General features: G+C 40.5%; 17 protein-coding genes. 9 read left to right on the top strand and 8 right to left on the bottom strand.

Annotated elements, in window-relative coordinates; translation table 11 throughout:
* Nucleotides 1-238 precede the first annotated feature (238 nt).
* On the top strand, nucleotides 239-595 hold the full coding sequence (locus MTCD1_RS08225; RefSeq protein ID WP_057181536.1) for a hypothetical protein: 357 nt from the start codon (nucleotides 239-241) through the stop codon (nucleotides 593-595).
* A gap of 78 nt (nucleotides 596-673) precedes the next feature.
* On the opposite strand, the gene trpA is transcribed toward MTCD1_RS08225, so the two are convergent.
* The 6 genes from trpA to MTCD1_RS08195 are packed head-to-tail and all read right to left on the bottom strand — an operon-like array spanning nucleotide 674 to nucleotide 7,687.
* The gene (gene trpA, locus MTCD1_RS08220; protein ID WP_057181535.1) at nucleotides 674-1,522 is read right to left on the bottom strand and encodes a tryptophan synthase subunit alpha; all 849 of its coding nucleotides are present in this window, start codon (nucleotides 1,520-1,522) and stop codon (nucleotides 674-676) included.
* Nucleotides 1,522-2,781 carry a tryptophan synthase subunit beta gene (gene trpB, locus MTCD1_RS08215; RefSeq protein WP_082606541.1) on the bottom strand — a complete coding sequence of 420 codons (1,260 nt, stop codon included), beginning with the start codon at nucleotides 2,779-2,781 and terminating at the stop codon, nucleotides 1,522-1,524. Before trpB ends, trpA begins: the two co-directional genes overlap by 1 nt.
* A gap of 1 nt (nucleotide 2,782) precedes the next feature.
* On the bottom strand, nucleotides 2,783-4,225 hold the full coding sequence (trpCF, locus tag MTCD1_RS08210) for a bifunctional indole-3-glycerol-phosphate synthase TrpC/phosphoribosylanthranilate isomerase TrpF (protein ID WP_057181534.1): 1,443 nt from the start codon (nucleotides 4,223-4,225) through the stop codon (nucleotides 2,783-2,785).
* A 1-nt stretch (nucleotide 4,226) separates the two neighbouring features.
* Nucleotides 4,227-5,408, bottom strand: a complete 1,182-nt coding sequence (gene trpD, locus MTCD1_RS08205; protein ID WP_057181533.1) for an anthranilate phosphoribosyltransferase — start codon at nucleotides 5,406-5,408, stop codon at nucleotides 4,227-4,229.
* Between the two features lies 1 nt (nucleotide 5,409).
* Nucleotides 5,410-6,039, bottom strand: coding sequence for an aminodeoxychorismate/anthranilate synthase component II (locus tag MTCD1_RS08200; RefSeq protein WP_057181532.1), 630 nt, complete (start codon nucleotides 6,037-6,039; stop codon nucleotides 5,410-5,412).
* The gene (locus MTCD1_RS08195) at nucleotides 6,032-7,687 is read right to left on the bottom strand and encodes an anthranilate synthase component 1 (RefSeq protein WP_057181531.1); all 1,656 of its coding nucleotides are present in this window, start codon (nucleotides 7,685-7,687) and stop codon (nucleotides 6,032-6,034) included. The genes MTCD1_RS08200 and MTCD1_RS08195 overlap by 8 nt, the downstream gene beginning before the upstream one ends.
* A gap of 423 nt (nucleotides 7,688-8,110) precedes the next feature.
* Here MTCD1_RS08195 and rnm point away from each other — a divergent pair, with 423 nt between their 5' ends.
* The 8 genes from rnm to MTCD1_RS08155 all read left to right on the top strand — a co-directional run bounded on the left by rnm (nucleotide 8,111) and on the right by MTCD1_RS08155 (nucleotide 14,980).
* On the top strand, nucleotides 8,111-9,016 hold the full coding sequence (gene rnm / locus MTCD1_RS08190) for an RNase RNM (protein ID WP_057181530.1): 906 nt from the start codon (nucleotides 8,111-8,113) through the stop codon (nucleotides 9,014-9,016).
* A 40-nt stretch (nucleotides 9,017-9,056) separates the two neighbouring features.
* On the top strand, nucleotides 9,057-9,677 hold the full coding sequence (locus MTCD1_RS08185; RefSeq protein WP_057181529.1) for an L-threonylcarbamoyladenylate synthase: 621 nt from the start codon (nucleotides 9,057-9,059) through the stop codon (nucleotides 9,675-9,677).
* A 110-nt stretch (nucleotides 9,678-9,787) separates the two neighbouring features.
* Nucleotides 9,788-10,837, top strand: a complete 1,050-nt coding sequence (gene rluB, locus MTCD1_RS08180) for a 23S rRNA pseudouridine(2605) synthase RluB (RefSeq protein WP_057181528.1) — start codon at nucleotides 9,788-9,790, stop codon at nucleotides 10,835-10,837.
* Nucleotides 10,838-10,857: 20 nt separating this feature from the next.
* Nucleotides 10,858-11,997, top strand: coding sequence for a ribonuclease D (gene rnd / locus MTCD1_RS08175; protein ID WP_057181527.1), 1,140 nt, complete (start codon nucleotides 10,858-10,860; stop codon nucleotides 11,995-11,997).
* 149 nt (nucleotides 11,998-12,146) lie between these two features.
* Nucleotides 12,147-12,440 (top strand): YcgL domain-containing protein, encoded by a 294-nt coding sequence (locus tag MTCD1_RS08170; protein ID WP_057181526.1) that lies wholly within the window; start codon nucleotides 12,147-12,149, stop codon nucleotides 12,438-12,440.
* A complete protein-coding gene (locus tag MTCD1_RS08165; protein ID WP_057181525.1) occupies nucleotides 12,440-13,483 on the top strand; it encodes a lytic murein transglycosylase in 1,044 nt (347 codons plus the stop codon). Before MTCD1_RS08170 ends, MTCD1_RS08165 begins: the two co-directional genes overlap by 1 nt.
* Before the next feature lie 53 nt (nucleotides 13,484-13,536).
* Nucleotides 13,537-14,058: a YcgN family cysteine cluster protein gene (locus tag MTCD1_RS08160; protein WP_057181524.1), complete on the top strand. Its 522-nt coding sequence runs from the start codon at nucleotides 13,537-13,539 to the stop codon at nucleotides 14,056-14,058.
* Nucleotides 14,059-14,086: 28 nt separating this feature from the next.
* A complete protein-coding gene (locus MTCD1_RS08155; RefSeq protein ID WP_082606540.1) occupies nucleotides 14,087-14,980 on the top strand; it encodes a DMT family transporter in 894 nt (297 codons plus the stop codon).
* Nucleotides 14,981-15,108: 128 nt separating this feature from the next.
* Here the strand turns inward: MTCD1_RS08155 and dsbB are convergent, their stop codons facing one another.
* Nucleotides 15,109-15,627, bottom strand: a complete 519-nt coding sequence (dsbB, locus tag MTCD1_RS08150) for a disulfide bond formation protein DsbB (protein ID WP_057181523.1) — start codon at nucleotides 15,625-15,627, stop codon at nucleotides 15,109-15,111.
* A gap of 142 nt (nucleotides 15,628-15,769) precedes the next feature.
* Complete coding sequence (gene nhaD, locus MTCD1_RS08145; protein ID WP_057181522.1) at nucleotides 15,770-17,170, bottom strand: sodium:proton antiporter NhaD; 1,401 nt, start codon at nucleotides 17,168-17,170, stop codon at nucleotides 15,770-15,772.
* Nucleotides 17,171-17,263 lie beyond the last annotated feature (93 nt).

Here is a 17,263-nt window from a genome sequence, read left to right as displayed (position 1 = left end):
TGCTAGGGATAGTCGTTCAAGGAAGAAGTGAGATCATTAAATTTGTGTGCAGGACGCACCTTATTAAGCTAGTTTTAGAAATGCGACTTAATGAGTCGCATTTTTTATGTGTAGTTGGTAATTTATGCTCGATTGTTGCTATAGCTTATGCAGGGTAACTACTATCAATAGGTAGCCAACACCTTGATAAAAGTTTTCTCTTAATGAATGTTCGAGTAACTTTTAGCTAGGGTAAAACATGTTAGAATTATTAGCAAAACTTGCTAGCAAGTTGCAACCTTTTCGTCAATTGAGTTATCTATTGGCTGCAATCCTTGTTGGTCTCATTTTTAGCCAATTACAGCAATCAACCTCACAACAGCAACCGACCAGTCCTTATGCTCTATTAAGTTTTTTTGGCTGCATATGGTTACTACTTTTTAATATACTGCTTTCTGTCTTTGTCAATGTCCCAAGTATAAATACCGCTTCAACCGGCATATTTTCCCGCATAAAAAACAAAGTGCAGCGAAGCTTGTATCATCTTTTTGCCTTGTTGTTTATTGGTCTAACTCTCGTTATTGTATTTTTATCTTGGCGAATACTCAGAGTTTAAAGTTTACGGAATCAAAAGTGGGCCATAAAAAAGGAGCAAGTGTATTGCTCCTTTTTTATGGTGGCGACTAATGCTTAGTTATCTCGTTGCCGCTTTCATCTCGCTAACAAAGTGGCTTAATTCCGTCAACATCTTGCTATTATCTGCTAAATTATTCTCAATTATTTTAACTACCGCCGAGCCGCTGATCGCACCAAGTGCGCCTGCTTTAAGGGCATCTTTAACTTGTTGTGGTGTGGAAATGCCAAAACCTAAGATAGGGGGGGCTGCATGGTATTTTAGCAAGCTTTCAATTAACTTATTAGCTGAGCTAGAGACAGTATTTTTGGGGCTATCCGTGCTGTCTACACCGGTTACGCCAGCACGACTTAAGACATAGGTATAACCCCGTGAGTATGAGGACACTGCCCGTAAGGTCTCATCGCTTGCGTTTGGTGGCGCAATAAAAATAGGAGCAATACCATATTTTAATGCCGCAGCTCGAAATGGCTCGCTCTCGCGAATGGGTACATCAGCTATTAACACAGAATCTACGCCAGCTTCACTCATATCGCGATAAAAGTTATCAATACCACGGGCAAAAACTAGGTTACCATAAAGTAATAAACCAATAGGTATTTGTGGGGCATATGCTCGTACTTGCTTTAATATATCAATACATATGTCGGTGTTAATCCCCGCACCTAAAGCACGCAGTGCCGCTCTTTGAATCGTTATACCGTCAGCGCTTGGATCAGAGAAGGGAATACCTAATTCCAGCGCATCTGCTCCAGCATCAATTAAGCTTTTGATAATAGCAAAAGATTGCTCAGCATTAGGGTCGCCAATCGTAACAAAAGGGATGAAAGCCTGTTCGTTTTTTTCTTTTAAGGTAGCGAACGAAGCTTGATAACGTGCACCTGCTTGCTGGATATTTGAGTGTGACATTATGCCTCTCCTCTATGTTTAACTTTTGTCGTTGATGATACTTTATCAGGTGAAATAATAGCCTGGACATGCGCTAAATCTTTATCGCCACGTCCCGATAGATTAACGAGGTAAATAGTTTCTGTCGTGGCGGCTTCTGCCATTTTTAATGCTTGCGCTAGGGCGTGAGCTGACTCAAGCGCAGGGATAATACCTTCACACCTAGCTAAGGCTTGAAATGCCGCCAAGGCTTCATCATCATTGATAGCGACATATTGTGCTCGACCAGTGTCTTTCAAAAATGCATGTTGTGGACCTACTGCAGGGTAGTCAAGGCCAGCAGAAACTGAATAAGACTCTTTAATTTGGCCATGCTTATCTTGCATTATATAGGTGTAGTTGCCATGCAACATGCCCTTTGTACCGGCTACAAGCGTGGCACCATGCTGACCGGTTTCAATACCCTTACCACCGGCTTCAACACCAATAAGTTTGACACCTTCTTCATGAATAAAATCGTGGAACATGCCAATGGCATTTGAACCGCCACCTACCGCGGCAATAACATAATCAGGTAAACGACCTTCTTCCTCATAAAACTGTGCTTTTGCTTCTTCACCAATCATTTTTTGAAATTCCCTCACTATAGTCGGGAAGGGGTGAGGACCTGCGGCAGTACCTAATAAGTAGTGAGCGTTTTCATAGTTTGCAGACCAATCTCTAAGCGCTTCATTTACAGCATCTTTTAAGGTGCCAGAGCCTGCAGTGACCGGAATAACTTCTGCGCCCATTAACTCCATACGAAAAACATTGGGTTGTTGTCGCGCACAATCCACTGCGCCCATATATACCCTACATTTCAAACCAAGGAGTGCACAGGCAATCGCGGTAGCAACACCGTGTTGTCCAGCGCCTGTTTCTGCGATTATTTCGGTTTTACCCATACGTTTAGCGAGTAGGGCTTGACCTAAAACTTGGTTGGTTTTATGGGCTCCGCCGTGTAATAAATCTTCACGTTTTAAATAAATTTTAGCGAGTGGGTTTTTTACAATATTTCGACAACAGGTTAATGGCGTAGGACGGCCAGCATACTTTGTTAATAAATTATTGAACTCAGTTAAAAAACTTTCATCGGTTTGAGACTCAATAAAAGCTTGCTCTAATTGTTCTAATGCTGGGACTAATAATTCACCGACATACATGCCACCAAACTCACCAAAATAGGCGGGTAAGGTTTCTTTAATGGATGATTTGTCGGATTTCTTCATATTTTTTTGCATGTTAATAATTCCTAATTTTCGAAAATACCTGGGCTAGCTTCTCGCTTGATTTAATACCAGGGCTATCTTCAACACCTGAGTTGAGGTCTAGGCCAAATAAATCTACCTGGGTTAATTGCTCAAGGGCCTGACTAATATTGTTATTATTTAATCCACCAGCTAAAAAGCTTTTTGATAAGTTTTGCTCACTTAAGGCTAATACTTGCCAATTAAATGCTTCACCGCTACCAGGGCTTTGGCCATCGAGCACATGATGACTGACACTGCTATTAAGTAAGGGAACACTTTTTGCTACTGGACTAGCTTGCCAGACTTGACAAAAACCACAGTCATTCTCGGCCAGTTCACTAATTAGGGCATCAATATAATGAGCATCTTCACTACCATGAAGTTGCACCGCACTTAAGTGTAAGGTCTTGACCAAATCAATAATGACATCACGTTCGCTATTAACAAAAACACCAACATACTCTAACTTAGGTATTGCTTTGATAATGTTTTGAGCCTGCGCTTTAGTTACATAACGGGGTGATTTTTCTGCAAAAATAAGACCGCCAAAGCGTGCGCCGGCATCAGCGGCCGCGCTAGCATATTTAGCATCCGTTAAACCACATACTTTATTGTTGCCATAAATAAGTTTACGACAAGCTAAGTCAATATCTTGATAGGGGTTATTATTAGGGTCCATTAACGAACTGCCCACTAAAAATCCATCGACCGCTGGCGCTAATTCCCTTACTTGAGCATTACTATATATACCCGACTCAGAAATAATGATCCTATCGTCAGGTAAGCTTGGGGCAAAATCGAAAGTACGTGCTATATCTGTACTTAAATCACGTAAGTTTCGGTTGTTGATACCTATCATTTTTGCATTAAGCTTTATCGCTCTATCGCGTTCATCATAGGTGGAAATCTCCGTTAACACGGCTAAGTTATATTGCTCAGCAACGGCTGATAACTCAAGGTACTCATCATCTGATAAGACACTGAGCATTAATAATATAGCGTCCGCGCCATAGTATCTTGCTAGGTAAACTTGGTAGCTATCAACAAAGAAGTCTTTATTTAGTACTGGGCATTTTACCAATTTTGTTACCGTTTGTAGGTAGTCAAAGTTACCTTGAAAATACTTTTCATCGGTTAGCACAGATATTGCCGCAGCGTATTTATCATAAATTTGGCAAATAGCTTTAACATCAAAGTCGGCACGGATAAGTCCTTTAGACGGAGATGCTTTCTTACACTCAAGAATAAAACCCGCATGTGGCTTATCCTTGGTTCTTGTTAATGCCGCGTACATATCCTTAGTCGTCGGCACTAACTCGTCAATGAAACTGGCTAATGGCTTACTCTTTTTTAGGGCGGCAATTTCAATACGCTTATCGTCGACGATTTTTTCTAAAATATTTTTTTCTACTGAAGTGTTCGAGCTGCTATTCATATTATTTTTCAGCCTGTTTGTCAGTGTCAGTGTCAGTTTTTATTTTTGGATCTGTATAGGTGTTTTTGTCCTTTGAATTTGAGCTGACAGCTTGATTTGAAAGCTTAACTAGGCTTGATAACGTTGCTAAGCCTTTACCCGAGGCCAGTACCTCACTGGCAAGCTGCGCAGCTTGACTGAGTGAGTCGGCCTTATTGTGTAAATACAGTAGCGCAGCACAGTTAATTATCACTGCAGCATTGTGGGCCGCCTGTCCTTGACCCGATAATATATCTTTAATGATTTTAGCATTCTCGTTTGGTGTGCCACCTTTGATCTCTGCAAGAGGGTAATTTTTTAAGCCAAAGTCTTGTGGCTTAATAGTACGTTCAATTAATGTATCATTTTTTATTTCAACGACTTGAGTGTTACCATGCAAAGCAATTTCATCTAGTCCGCTGCCATGAACAACAAAAGCGCGTTTAACGCCGGTAAGTTGTAGAGCTTTTGCCATGGGCATTAATAATGCGGGGGTATACACACCAAGTAACATAATAGTTGGATGAGCGGGATTAACTAGTGGACCTAAGATGTTAAATATAGTGCGAATAGCCATAGCTTTCCTCACTGGCGCCGCATATTTAAAACCAGAGTGATAGGCGGGAGCATATAAAAAACATAAGTTGGTTTGTGCTAAACAATGCTTGGCTGTTGCAGGAGACATGGATAAATTAACGCCAAAAGCCTCCAATAAATCAGCAGAGCCAGACATACTGGAAACACTTCTGTTGCCATGTTTAGCCATTTTCAAACCACAAGCCGCCGCTAAAATCGCCGCTGTGGTAGAAATGTTTATGGTATTAGCACCATCGCCGCCAGTACCAACACAATCGGCGACAATACCTTCTTCACCGTTTCCTTGAGGAAATGGAGTGGCCGCTGCACGGATAGCGATTGCCGCGCCAGCAATTTCTTCTGGTGTTTCACCTTTTATTTTTAACGCGGTTAAGACACTGGCGATTAACGCAGGTGCTACCTTGCCTTGCAGTACTTGTTGAAAAAAGTCATGACTTTGTGTTTGGTCAAGATCAACGCCAGCAACTAATGTCGGCAAAATAGTACTGATATCGGTTGCAACACTAGCTGTTGAATTTAGTGCCGTTGCGCCCAAAGCGTTGCCATTGCTATTTTGTTGGCTAATCATACTATTCTCCAGTGACTTTATTATTGAGCGATGCTGACAGGCTAAGCAAGTGTTGAATACTCTGCTTTAACAAGGGGGTACCAAATGTCGTTAATATGGATTCAGGATGAAATTGAAAAGCTAACACGGCATCATCTTCTTTGCTAATGGCCATACACATACCATTATATTCAGCAATAACGTCTAACTCTGCGGGTATATCTTTACCTATCAAGGAATGATAACGGGCAACGGGTAGAGGATTTTTCATCCCCTGAAAAGGGCCATAACCATGGTGGGTAATATTTGAGGATTTACCGTGAACCACTTCGTCTGCTCGGTCTACTCGACCGCCATAGTGCTCTATTAATGCTTGATGGCCCAAACAAATACCCAGCATTGGAATTCGTCCAGCACACTTTTTGATCAGTGCCATTAAGCAGCCAGAATTTTTTGGCTCGCCTGGGCCAGGAGATAACACCAGTAATACCGGCTCCGCAGTTTGTTGGGTATGGGCCTGCATTTTAGCAAAAATAAAATCAGCACTGAGCGTGTTGCGATAGACACTGGGCTCAAAACCTAAACATTGAAATTCATCAACCAAGTTATAGGTAAAAGAGTCTAAGTTATCGAGCATAAATAATTTAGTCATGGGTGAGCTCCTGCGCCGAAATTTTGGCATTAGTGTTAGCCGTGGCAATGGCATTGATAACGGCCTGAGCCTTTTGCCTGGTTTCATTGGCCTCACTCATTGGGTCTGAATCATACACCACACCAGCGCCGGCTTGTACTTGCGCAATATTATCTTTAACAAAGGCAGAGCGTATAACAATACAAGTATCCATTTCTCCGGTGCCAGTTAAGTAACCAACCGCGCCGCCGTAACTGCCACGCCTTTTACCTTCTATTTCTCGAATAAGCGCCGTTGCCCTTACCTTAGGTGCGCCAGATAATGTGCCCATATTCATACACGCTTGATAGGCGTGCAAGGCATCTAAATCGGTTTGTAATGTACCGCAGACTCGAGAAACCAGATGCATTACATGGGAGTAACGATCAACTTTGAGTAAATCGGCAACATAGCGAGTGCCCGGCTGGGAAACTCGAGCAATGTCATTTCGCGCCAAATCAACCAGCATAATATGTTCAGCGGATTCTTTTTTATCTTGCCTTAGCTCGAGCTCAATACGGCTGTCTAGGTCTAATGAAATATTACCTTCTTTATCAAAACCGCGAGGGCGTGTGCCGGCGATAGGATAAATTTCTACCTGACGGTTGCTGGCTTGATATTTTAAGGCAGACTCTGGTGAGGCACCAAAAATACAAAAGTCACTATCTTTTAAATAAAACATATAGGGACTTGGGTTATTAATTTTAAGTGCTTTGTAAGCGGCGATGGGGTCAAAACAAGGTAGAGTAAAAGTACGAGAAGGTACTACTTGAAATATATCACCTGCCCTGATATTTTCTTTTAATTGCTCCACTATCTGACAAAAACGTTGGTCGCTAATATCCACTTGCAGCTTGTCATTAAACTTTTCTTTATCATTAATATCCGAATAGGATGGGCTTAACGGGGCAACTTGCTCAGCATTGACTGAGCTAGCCAGTGCTACTTTAATTTGAGCAACACGTTTGCATATAGCTAATTGACTTTGTTTGGTTTTTTCAGCGTCATGGAAATTAAAAATATTGCCGACAATTTCTGTGGTTTGCAATTCATGGTCAATAATAACTAGGGTTTCTGCTAAGTAATAGACAAAATCAGGGCAAGTGTTATCACCGATATCAACTGTGGGTAATTGCTCTGTTATTGCCATCAGGTCAAAGGCAAAAACCCCGCCGAGGAATACGGCAAAGGGATGACTGTTTTCATTGCAGAGTTGATTAAATAACCGTAAGCCGTGCAAGGAATTTGTGGCACTTAAACGAGTCTTTTCATCGAGGTCGCTAGCAACTTCGGCAAACGTTGCTATAAATGATTTTTCATCATCTGCGAAGCAGACTTGCGCATGCTCTGCTAATTGAGCTGCTGCGAAGTTAATGGCTGATTCGCCATTTAACGTTAAGGCCGAGAAAGTGACCGCATTACCGTTACAAACAATTTTTACTGCTGCGTCAGTTAATAATAAACTTTTTAATAAATGTTTTTTATCAATCTCGGCGGATTCTAATAAAATATTATGTTGGTGTTGGTGACATAATAATTGGTAAACACTTAATGGATCATTTTGATAGTGCGTACTATCTTGTATGGTGATTACTTCACCCTTTATTTTACTTGGTAAATTTTGAGTCATATTGAATACTTCTATCGGTTTATTTAAAGAAAAATTGTCAACCTGCGTAAATAGGCAACAGCCACCAAATAAACCATGTTTTTGTTCTATTCATGTTGAAATCCTTTGTTAACTTCATTTTGTACAGTAAATTTTGAACGCTTTAACGTAAAAACCCGCTAATAAAAGCGGGTTTTTTGAAATTTGTTTAGTCTTATTTAAGATACACGCAATTATCACCACCCAATTATGTCGAGTTATGCCACCACCAAATTAATGAAAAGTGAGTTGTTACTGTGCTCATTTTTAAGTGCCTTTATTAGCCGTTTATAATGTACTTTCAGCTTATTAAATTTTTTATTAATAAAGGAAAAAGTATCATTGTTTACTCGTTATCAGTAAACTTATCTTAATACTAAGATTACCCTTATAGAAGACCTTATTATGGCATTACTGTCAACCACTGATTTCCCTCATCAGATAGTAGCAACCGAAGGTTTTGCCCACAAACGTATTGACTTACATAGCCATACTAATTGCTCTGATGGTGCCTTATCACCGCAAACCTTGATAGACAGAGCAGTCAACTTTCAAATTGATGTTTTAGCTATCACAGATCATGATACTACCGTCGGTCTTGATATAGCGCAAAAGCATATTGAAGATAAAAACATTACACTTAAATTGATAAGTGGCATTGAAATATCTACCGCATGGCAAGGCTTTGAAATTCATATTGTCGGTTTGAATATAGATAAAGGCAATAGTGAATTAAAAACACTGATAGCGCAGCAGCAAGAAGCAAGAGAGCAGCGTGCTATTGCCATGGGGGAGAAGCTGGCGAAATGTGGTTTTCCTACTATCTATACAGAGGCAAAAGCTTTGGCTGGTGACGGTACCATAACACGGGCACATTTTGCTAAAGTACTGCATCAACAAGGGCATGTTAATACCATGCAACAAGCCTTTGATAAATACATAGGAAAAAAAGGCTCAAAAGGGCAACGTGCTTATGTAAAACCTAACTGGTGTAGTATTGGCGAAGCGATTCAGGCGATACATCAAGCGGGTGGCAGTGCGGTCATGGCTCACCCTATTCGGTATGATCTTTCTGCTAAATGGTTACGACGTTTGATTGTTCATTTTAGTGAGGTTGCCGGTGATGGCTTAGAAGTGGTGTTACCGCAAATGAACCCAGAACAAAGGAAAAAAATGCTGGCTTATTGTCAAGAATATAACTTATATGCCTCCATGGGCTCTGATTTTCACTATCCTAATAAATGGAGTGATTTAGGGCGAAACCTTACCATGCCTGTTGGCGCTAAACCTGTTTGGGCACAATGGCAATAAACATAATTAGTCTAAGTTATTTAAAGTAAAGGAATTTCTCATGAGTCAGTTTTTTTATGTACACCCAGATAACCCTCAAGGGCGCTTAATGAAACAAGCGGCCGACATTATTAAACAAGGCGGCGTGATAGTTTATCCAACGGACTCAGGCTATGCCTTAGGTTGTCATCTAGGGGATAAAAAAGCGTTAGAGCGTATCTGCCGAATTCGAGAGATAGATAAGGATCATAATTTCACTTTGGTGTGCAAAGATTTATCCCAATTATCAGAATATACCCGCATAGATAACACCGCCTTTAGATTATTGAAAAATAACACCCCAGGTGCCTATACCTTTATTTTTAAAGGCAGTAAAGAAGTACCTAAGCGCTTGTTAAACCCTAAAAAGAAAACAATAGGTATTAGAGTGCCTGATAATACTATTGCACAAGCCTTGTTGACTGAACTGGCAGAGCCTATAATGTCAACCAGTTTGATTATGCCTGGTCGAGAAATGGCTGAGCATGATCCCGAGCACATTCGAGATTTGTTAGAACATCAAGTTGACCTTATCGTCAATGGTGGTCATTTAGGGGAGCACCCAACCACAGTAATCGATTTTTCTAATGATAGTATTGAGATAATACGTATAGGTGAAGGTGACCCTTCGCCATTTCAGTAGCCTAAATTAAACAGGCAATTAATTATTGCCGTTTACGGGTGAATGAAACCTGAAAATGAGTCAGAAGTAAGCTTCAAGGGAGCTGCTACTGACGTAACAGAGAAAAAATAATGACGGTAGATAAGAAAAAAACAACTAAAGACGCAGCTATTGATAATAAATATGGCACACGTGGTACTGAAAAAAAAGGTTCGGCCAAAAAAGGCCTAGCTAAAAAAGGCTTAGTTAAAAAAGGTAAAGCGAAGAAAGAGCCGGAAAAGCTCGTAAAAGTTAACTTCCAAACCGCGACTCATACCGACTCAGAAAAAGTGCAAAAAGTACTAGCGCGTGCAGGTAAGGGCTCTCGCCGTGAAATGGAAGCCATGATCAGTGCCGGTCGGGTTAGCATTGACGGTAATGTTGCTTTTTTAGGCGATAGAATTACCGGCTCTGAGCTGATTCGATTAGATGGTCACCATGTTAAACTAACCGCCAAAGATGAAGATATCTGTCGCGTACTTATGTATAACAAGCCAGAAGGTGAAATGTGTACTCGTAAAGATCCAGAAGGCCGTCCTACCGTTTTTGATCGTTTACCGAAACTTGAAACTGGCCGTTGGGTTGCCGTTGGCCGTTTAGATATTAACACCTCAGGCATGTTGTTATTTACCACCGATGGTGAGCTAGCAAACCGATTAATGCATCCATCACAAAAGATCGAACGTGAATACGCTGTTCGTGTTTTTGGTGAAATCGATGAAGCCATGTTACAAAGACTACGTGCTGGCGTTAAGTTGGAAGATGGTCAAGCACGTTTTCAAAAAATCACTTACAGTGGTGGTGAAGGCCGAAATCATTGGTTCCATGTAGTCTTATCAGAGGGGCGTAATAGAGAAGTGCGTCGCTTATGGGAAAGCCAAGAAGTACAGGTAAGCCGTCTTATCCGCGTGCGTTATGGTGATTTAGAAATGCAGCGCCAGTTACCGCTAGGTGGATGGCGAGAATTGCAGTTAAAAGAAGTTAACTATTATCGTAAATTAGTTAACTTGACACTGGAAACGGAAAGTAAGGTTAAAGTTGACGAAAAAGCCATGGACAATGCTAAGAGCCGTCGAATTCGTCGCTCGGTGAAAAAGCATCAACAACGCCATCAACAAAGTACTCGTCGTCGTCATAAGTAGTCGTAGTAGAAGTGAAAATTATGCATTATCAATTAATTGAAGATCAACTCAGCTTAAATAAGTTATGTGAGCAACTCGCTAAGGCGAAAGTGTTAGCCATAGATACTGAGTTTGTTCGTACCCGTACGCTATATGCCAAGCTTGGTTTACTTCAGGTTTGTGATGGTGAGCAACTTGCCCTTATTGATCCCCTTGCCATTGATGATTTAACACCTTTTTGGCAATTGCTCACCAATGGCAATATCACTAAAGTGTTACATGCCTGCTCAGAAGATTTAGAAGTTTTTTTGACTGCAGGAAATTGCCAACCGGTAAATTTAATTGATAGTCAGATCATGATGTCATTTCTGGGGCATGGCCTATCTTTGGGCTATGCTGCTATGGTAAAGCATTTCACTGATATCGAATTAGATAAGTCTGAGTCACGTACTGACTGGACTAAAAGGCCGTTAACGGAAAAACAACTAGCCTACGCCAGTGCCGATGTTGATCATTTGTTCTTGCTTTACCCAACATTATTAGCCGAACTAACGCAAGCGGGTTTTTTAGCCTATGCAAAGCTAGAAACGCAAAATATGATTGATAAAAAATTCACACCAGTGAATGAAAGTGACATGTATCTTAATATTAAAATGGGGTGGCGTTTAAATCCTAAGCAATTAAATGTGTTAAAGTACCTGGCAACTTGGCGCTTTCAACAAGCACAGAAACGTGACTTGCCTATTGGCTTTATTGCTAAAGATCACACCTTAATGGCATTAGCGCAAAGTAATCCGGTCAGTGTTAGCGCTATGTTAAACCTTGAAGGGGCGGAAGCTCTCGATATTCGCCACAAAGGTAAAGCTATGTTGGCAGTGTTAGCTAAAGCGGATAAAACTGAGGTAAGTGACTATCCAGAAACAATTAATCGCCTCGATGATTACCCGGCTTACAAACAAACGTTTAAAAAAGTAAAAGCTTTCTTAGTGCAGGTAAGTGAACGAAATGGCCTAGCGATAGAAAATATAGCTTCAAAAAAGCAAATCAATCACTTCTTAACGTGGCAATTTGGTCTTAACGGTGCGTGCAGTAGTGCGAAAAAAGTTGAGCTATTATCAAGTTGGCGTAATGAGTTATTTGGTGAAGCTTTAACAACGTTTGCGAAACAAGGTTATAAGTAAACTATTTATAGCCTTACCTTTTATGTCAGCAGTCTGCTGCATTTATATTTTTGTTAATATTATGTTCTTAAGTCACTATAGGGTTCATCCTAGGCTCATGATATATTAAATTAGCAATACAATTTTTCTGTTAACTATAGGTCTCCATTATGCTATGTGCTATTTATAAAAGTCCCCGAAAGGACCAAACCTACATTTTTGTTAAAACTCGTGACGACTTCTCTGCAGTGCCGGAAGACTTGATGAAGAAGTTTGGCACGCCAGAGCTCGTTACACTCATTAATCTCGATAACAAAGATAAATTAGCATTGGCTGATTTAGAAAAAGTGAAAAATAACCTAGTTGAACAAGGTTTCTTTTTACAGTTACCGCCACCACCAGAAGACTTATTAAAAGCACATAAAGCTGCTATGGATGCTAAAAAAGAGCAAGGAGAGCTCTAATGAGCTTGCTTATAAAGGTGGTCGGTTTATCCGTCGTGATAACACTGGCTATGAGCAATCAAGCAAAAGCGGCTAAAACTGAGCTAACAGCAGAAGGCTTTGCTGATTATGTGATAACCCTAAAAGCGGATGCCTTAGCACAAGGATTTAGCCAAGCGTTAATTAAAGAAAGCTTTGCCAAGGTAAAGTTTCATAAACGCGCAGTTAAAGCTGATAGAAGCCAACCTGAGAGTAGAGAAACATTAGATACTTATCTACCTAAACGTGTACCAAAGTGGAAGGTAGAAAAAGCGAGGGCCTTATACAAAGAGCACCGAGTATTATTAAGCCAAGTCGCTGATAAGTACCAGGTCCAACCACGTTTTATTATCGCGTTATGGGGCCTTGAAACTAACTTTGGTAAATTTACCGGTGGTTACAATGTCATATCAGCTTTATCAACTTTAGCCTATGAAGGCAGACGCGAAGTCTTCTTTAAAAAGCAATTAATGGCTGCGCTGACCATCTTAGATGAAGGACATATTAGCATTGAAGATATGAAAGGTTCATGGGCAGGGGCTATGGGGCAAAATCAGTTTATGCCAACGTCCTTTTTGAGTTATGCTGTTGATGGCGATGGTGATGGGAAAAAGGATATCTGGCAAAATAAAGCTGATATTTTTTCATCTATGGCTAATTACTTACAAAAACAGGGTTGGAGTGATGAGTTGACTTGGGGTCGTCAAGTTAAGTTACCTAAAGGCTTTGATAATACTCTCGCCATTCCAAAAAATACCGGCAGTCGAAAAAAGTGGCTAAAAGCCTGGTCTGAAACTGAAAGAACACTAGCTCAGTGGCAAACCCTTGGCGTGAGACGTGTCGATGGTACTAATTTGCCCAATGTTGATATTAAAGCGGCGTTAGTTTTTCCCGATGATGAAAATGGTCGGGTATATCTTGCTTATGATAACTATAAGAGTTTAATGCACTGGAATTTATCGTATTATTTTGTCAGCTCGGTAGGCCATCTATCTGATCGGATAAAGTTTCCACCTATCAAATAAATCAATTAACAACGTTAGTTAGTAACGTTAATGAGTAAAGAAAGTAGTAGTAAATGAACAATACAAAAACAGTAGAACAGCCTTTTTGGCAAACTAAAACCCTAGCAGAAATGACTCGCCCTGAATGGGAGTCATTGTGTGATGGCTGTGCTAAATGCTGTCTGAATAAATTTATTGATGACGAGCATACTGATGAGGCGAAGGAGCTTTTACCGACCGACCATATCAAAGAGGGAGAACAGATCTTTTACTCTAATATTGCTTGTCATTTACTCAATGAGAAATCTTGCCAATGTTCTAAATATGAGCAACGTACCACGTTAGTGCCTGACTGCGTACGTTTAACACAAGATAATATTGCTGCGGTGTTTTTTATGCCGCCAAGTTGTACCTACCGCCGCCTACAAGAAGGACGAGGTATGCCGTCATGGCACCCTTTGTTGCATAATGGGAAAAAATCAGCAATGCATAAAGCGGGTATGTCGGTAAGAGGGAAAATAGTCAAAGATAATGAAGTCAGTATTGAAAATTTTGAAGATTATATTGTCCTTTGGCCATTAAATGATCTTGATTAAGCCATACTAAAATAATGCCCACCTAATCATGAAAAACACCGGTCAAAGTCCTGCAATGGTAAATGTTGAGCAACAAAGCTTGCTCTATTTACATATCGCCGTTTTTCTTTTTGGTGGTACCGCGCTTTTTTCTAAGTTGATTGGCTTGCCAGCGCTTGATATAACGGTGTACCGGACGGGTATAGCCGCCTTGGCACTTTTTACCTTGCTCACGTTGCAAAAGAAAAAAATCACTTTAGCCAGTAGGAAAGACTATGCTATAGCCTTATTACTGGGTGTGGTCGTCGGCATACACTGGGTTACTTATTTTGCCGCGATGCAAATGGCCGGGGTCACTGTCGGTATCATTGCTTTTTTTACTTACCCGGTAATAACGGTATTTATTGAACCGCTGTTTAATAAAAGTTTGCCAAAAGTAAAAGATATGCTGATGGCGGTAGTTGTTATTGTCGGTATTGTCTTGTTAATACCTGAAATAAGCTTAGGTAATCAAATAACTCTCGGTATTGTTACCGGAATATTTTCAGCGGTATTTTTTGCCTTAAGAAATATCCTACATAAAAATTATTTTTCCCATTATTCTGGGCCTCATACCATGCTGTATCAAACATTAGTTGCTTGTTTGATGCTGTGCCTTTTTATTGAGGTACCACTAGGGCAAGTAACCGAAAGAGACTGGTTATTGCTATTATTGGTCGGTATCGTCTTTACTGCGACTCCTCACGCCCTATTTGCCTCAAGTTTACGGCATTTGTCGGCAACTACAGCGGGCTTGATCTCTTGCTTACAACCCTTGTACGGTAGCGTACTAGCCTTTATGCTTTTACATGAGCGTCCTAACGTTTTAACTATGGTCGGTGGACTAATGGTGGTCAGCGCCGCTATATTTGAAACATGGTCAGTGAGTATGGGCAGGCGTTAATGCGGTTTACTTAATAGCCTTACTCAAAAAAGGTCAGCAACGAGCAAACTCCGTATAAGAAAAAGAGCAGACACTGTTAACGCTAGCATCTGCTCTTTTTATCTTCACTTCGACCTATGCCTTATGTCTTATGGCTTTTTCGCACAGATAAGACGATTAACAAGGACAACAGCGAAAACTAGGGTATAAAGAGCATAAATAACCACCATCCACTGAGGCATACTGAAGCCGAAAAACTGCCAGCTTATCTCGCCACAATCACCCGTTGCTTCAAATAATAAGGGTAGCCATTGATGTAAAGGCGCCCAAGTAGGGAAGTTAGGAATAAACTCGCAGCTAAAAAAAAGTGAACCGCTGTTCGCTTGCATGTCAACATGCTCTAAAGCTATGATGAACCCCCAAATTGCGCTCCCCCCCCAAGACAGATAGGCCAATGTTCTGGCAAATACATTTTGACAACCGACGGTGCCAATAACGCCGGCGGCAAATATTGCCAAGATAGCAAGGCGTTGATAGACACACATAATGCAAGGCGCTAAATCCATAACATATTGAAAAAATAAAGCAGATAGCTCTAAGGTTAGAGCTGAGATAGCCAGTAGTAACCATGGTTTTTGACGTGTGGTGATATTGCTTAAGTAATTCACAAAAGCTCCTTTAACAAATTGAGTAAAAAAAAAGCTCCTAACCAAATAGAAGCTTTTTTAAAAGGTACCATGAAGAAAAAGCTGATTGGCTTTCTCCTGACATTAATATGACATTATTAATGTCAGCATTTAATACCGATGATTAGTTTATTAATAAATGCACATAAATACTGGCAGCGTAGCCAAGGGCAATTACCGGCGTCCATTTTAAGTGACTAAAGAAGGTATAATAGCCGCGTGCTTGTCCCATTAGCGCAACACCCGCAGCAGAGCCAACAGATAATAAACTACCACCGACACCCGCCGTTAGTGTAACGAGCAACCATTGGGTGTCTGACATATCAGGGTTCATGGTTAATACCGCAAACATCACCGGGATGTTATCAACAATGGCCGATAATAGACCGACTATAATATTGGCATTCGTTGCCCCTAATTCGCCGTACATGAATTCTGAAGCCATGCCTAAGTAACCAATAAAGCCTAAACCACCAACCGCTAAAATAACGCCGTAGAAGAAGAACAGTGTATCCCATTCGGCTTTGGCAATTTTGTCAAAAATATCAAAATCATCATTAATTATATGGCCGGTAGGTGAATCTGATTTGTCGATTTCACCTAGACCTGATTGACGAAGATAGTAACCAAAGAATTTCAAATAAGATAAACCTAACATCATGCCAAATACCGGTGGTAAATGTAGGAAGTTATGGAAAGATACTGCCGTAATAATAGTCAAAATAAACAAGCCGACTATGGTTAATCCGCCTTTTTTGATCGGCGTCATTTCGCCTGTAATAGCACTTGGCTTACCTGTAGGTATAAAGAATTGCATAATAAAGGCAGGAATAACAAAGTTCACTACCGCTGGTAAGAATAGCGCAAAGAAATCAGTAAACTCAAGAATACCTTTTTGCCATACCATTAGGGTAGTAATGTCACCAAATGGGCTAAATGCACCACCGGCATTTGCGCCAATGACAATATTGACACAGCTCATGGCAATAAATTTAGGCTCATCTTTACCAACCGCTAAAACTACCGCACACATAATAAGTGCCGTGGTTAAGTTATCTGCAATAGGTGAGATAAAGAAGGCCAGAATACCGGTTAGCCAAAAAAGCGTTTTATAGCTAAAGCCTTTTTGTACTAACCAATCGCGCAGAGCATTAAAAACATCACGCTCTAACATGGCATTAATGTAAGTCATCGCGACTAATAAAAAGAAGAATAACTCGGTATATTCTAAGAAATTATGACGAATGGCTACAGCAGCAGCGTCTGGCATTCCTTGAGAGTTATAATAGGCAGCAATTAATATCCAAATAAGGCCGGCAGCAAGCAGTACCGGTTTTGATTTTCTCAGGTGCAACTGTTCTTCTAAAATAACCAGAGTATAGGCTAGAACAAAAATTGCTATAGCGGTGTAGCCAATCCAGTGACTAGTTAAATCAATATTTTGGTGTGCTGCCTCGGCAGCGAAAGCTATGCTTGGAAAGAGCACCGCAGATAACGCCAGTAAAACGTATAAAAGTTGTTTCATGTAATTCTCTAAATGGGCTGTGAAATTGTATGCAATTTTAGCGATTATTATTAGCTTGGAATTCTATCAAACTTTTAACATAATGATACAACA

The sequence above is a fragment of the Colwellia marinimaniae genome (assembly GCF_002207865.1).
GTDB lineage: Bacteria > Pseudomonadota > Gammaproteobacteria > Enterobacterales > Alteromonadaceae > Colwellia > Colwellia marinimaniae.
This window is presented reverse-complemented; position numbering and strand designations above follow the sequence as displayed.

Excerpts from the sequence above, each read along its gene's own strand:
- MTCD1_RS08225 (WP_057181536.1), top strand. The coding sequence starts at position 239 with ATGTTAGAATTATTAGCAAAACTTGCTAGCAAGTTGCAACCTTTTCGT.
- trpA (WP_057181535.1), bottom strand. The coding sequence starts at position 1,522 with ATGTCACACTCAAATATCCAGCAAGCAGGTGCACGTTATCAAGCTTCG.
- trpB (WP_082606541.1), bottom strand. The coding sequence starts at position 2,781 with ATGCAAAAAAATATGAAGAAATCCGACAAATCATCCATTAAAGAAACC.
- trpCF (WP_057181534.1), bottom strand. The coding sequence starts at position 4,225 with ATGAATAGCAGCTCGAACACTTCAGTAGAAAAAAATATTTTAGAAAAA.
- trpD (WP_057181533.1), bottom strand. The coding sequence starts at position 5,408 with ATGATTAGCCAACAAAATAGCAATGGCAACGCTTTGGGCGCAACGGCA.
- MTCD1_RS08200 (WP_057181532.1), bottom strand. The coding sequence starts at position 6,039 with ATGACTAAATTATTTATGCTCGATAACTTAGACTCTTTTACCTATAAC.
- MTCD1_RS08195 (WP_057181531.1), bottom strand. The coding sequence starts at position 7,687 with ATGACTCAAAATTTACCAAGTAAAATAAAGGGTGAAGTAATCACCATA.
- rnm (WP_057181530.1), top strand. The coding sequence starts at position 8,111 with ATGGCATTACTGTCAACCACTGATTTCCCTCATCAGATAGTAGCAACC.
- MTCD1_RS08185 (WP_057181529.1), top strand. The coding sequence starts at position 9,057 with ATGAGTCAGTTTTTTTATGTACACCCAGATAACCCTCAAGGGCGCTTA.
- rluB (WP_057181528.1), top strand. The coding sequence starts at position 9,788 with ATGACGGTAGATAAGAAAAAAACAACTAAAGACGCAGCTATTGATAAT.
- rnd (WP_057181527.1), top strand. The coding sequence starts at position 10,858 with ATGCATTATCAATTAATTGAAGATCAACTCAGCTTAAATAAGTTATGT.
- MTCD1_RS08170 (WP_057181526.1), top strand. The coding sequence starts at position 12,147 with ATGCTATGTGCTATTTATAAAAGTCCCCGAAAGGACCAAACCTACATT.
- MTCD1_RS08165 (WP_057181525.1), top strand. The coding sequence starts at position 12,440 with ATGAGCTTGCTTATAAAGGTGGTCGGTTTATCCGTCGTGATAACACTG.
- MTCD1_RS08160 (WP_057181524.1), top strand. The coding sequence starts at position 13,537 with ATGAACAATACAAAAACAGTAGAACAGCCTTTTTGGCAAACTAAAACC.
- MTCD1_RS08155 (WP_082606540.1), top strand. The coding sequence starts at position 14,087 with ATGAAAAACACCGGTCAAAGTCCTGCAATGGTAAATGTTGAGCAACAA.
- nhaD (WP_057181522.1), bottom strand. The coding sequence starts at position 17,170 with ATGAAACAACTTTTATACGTTTTACTGGCGTTATCTGCGGTGCTCTTT.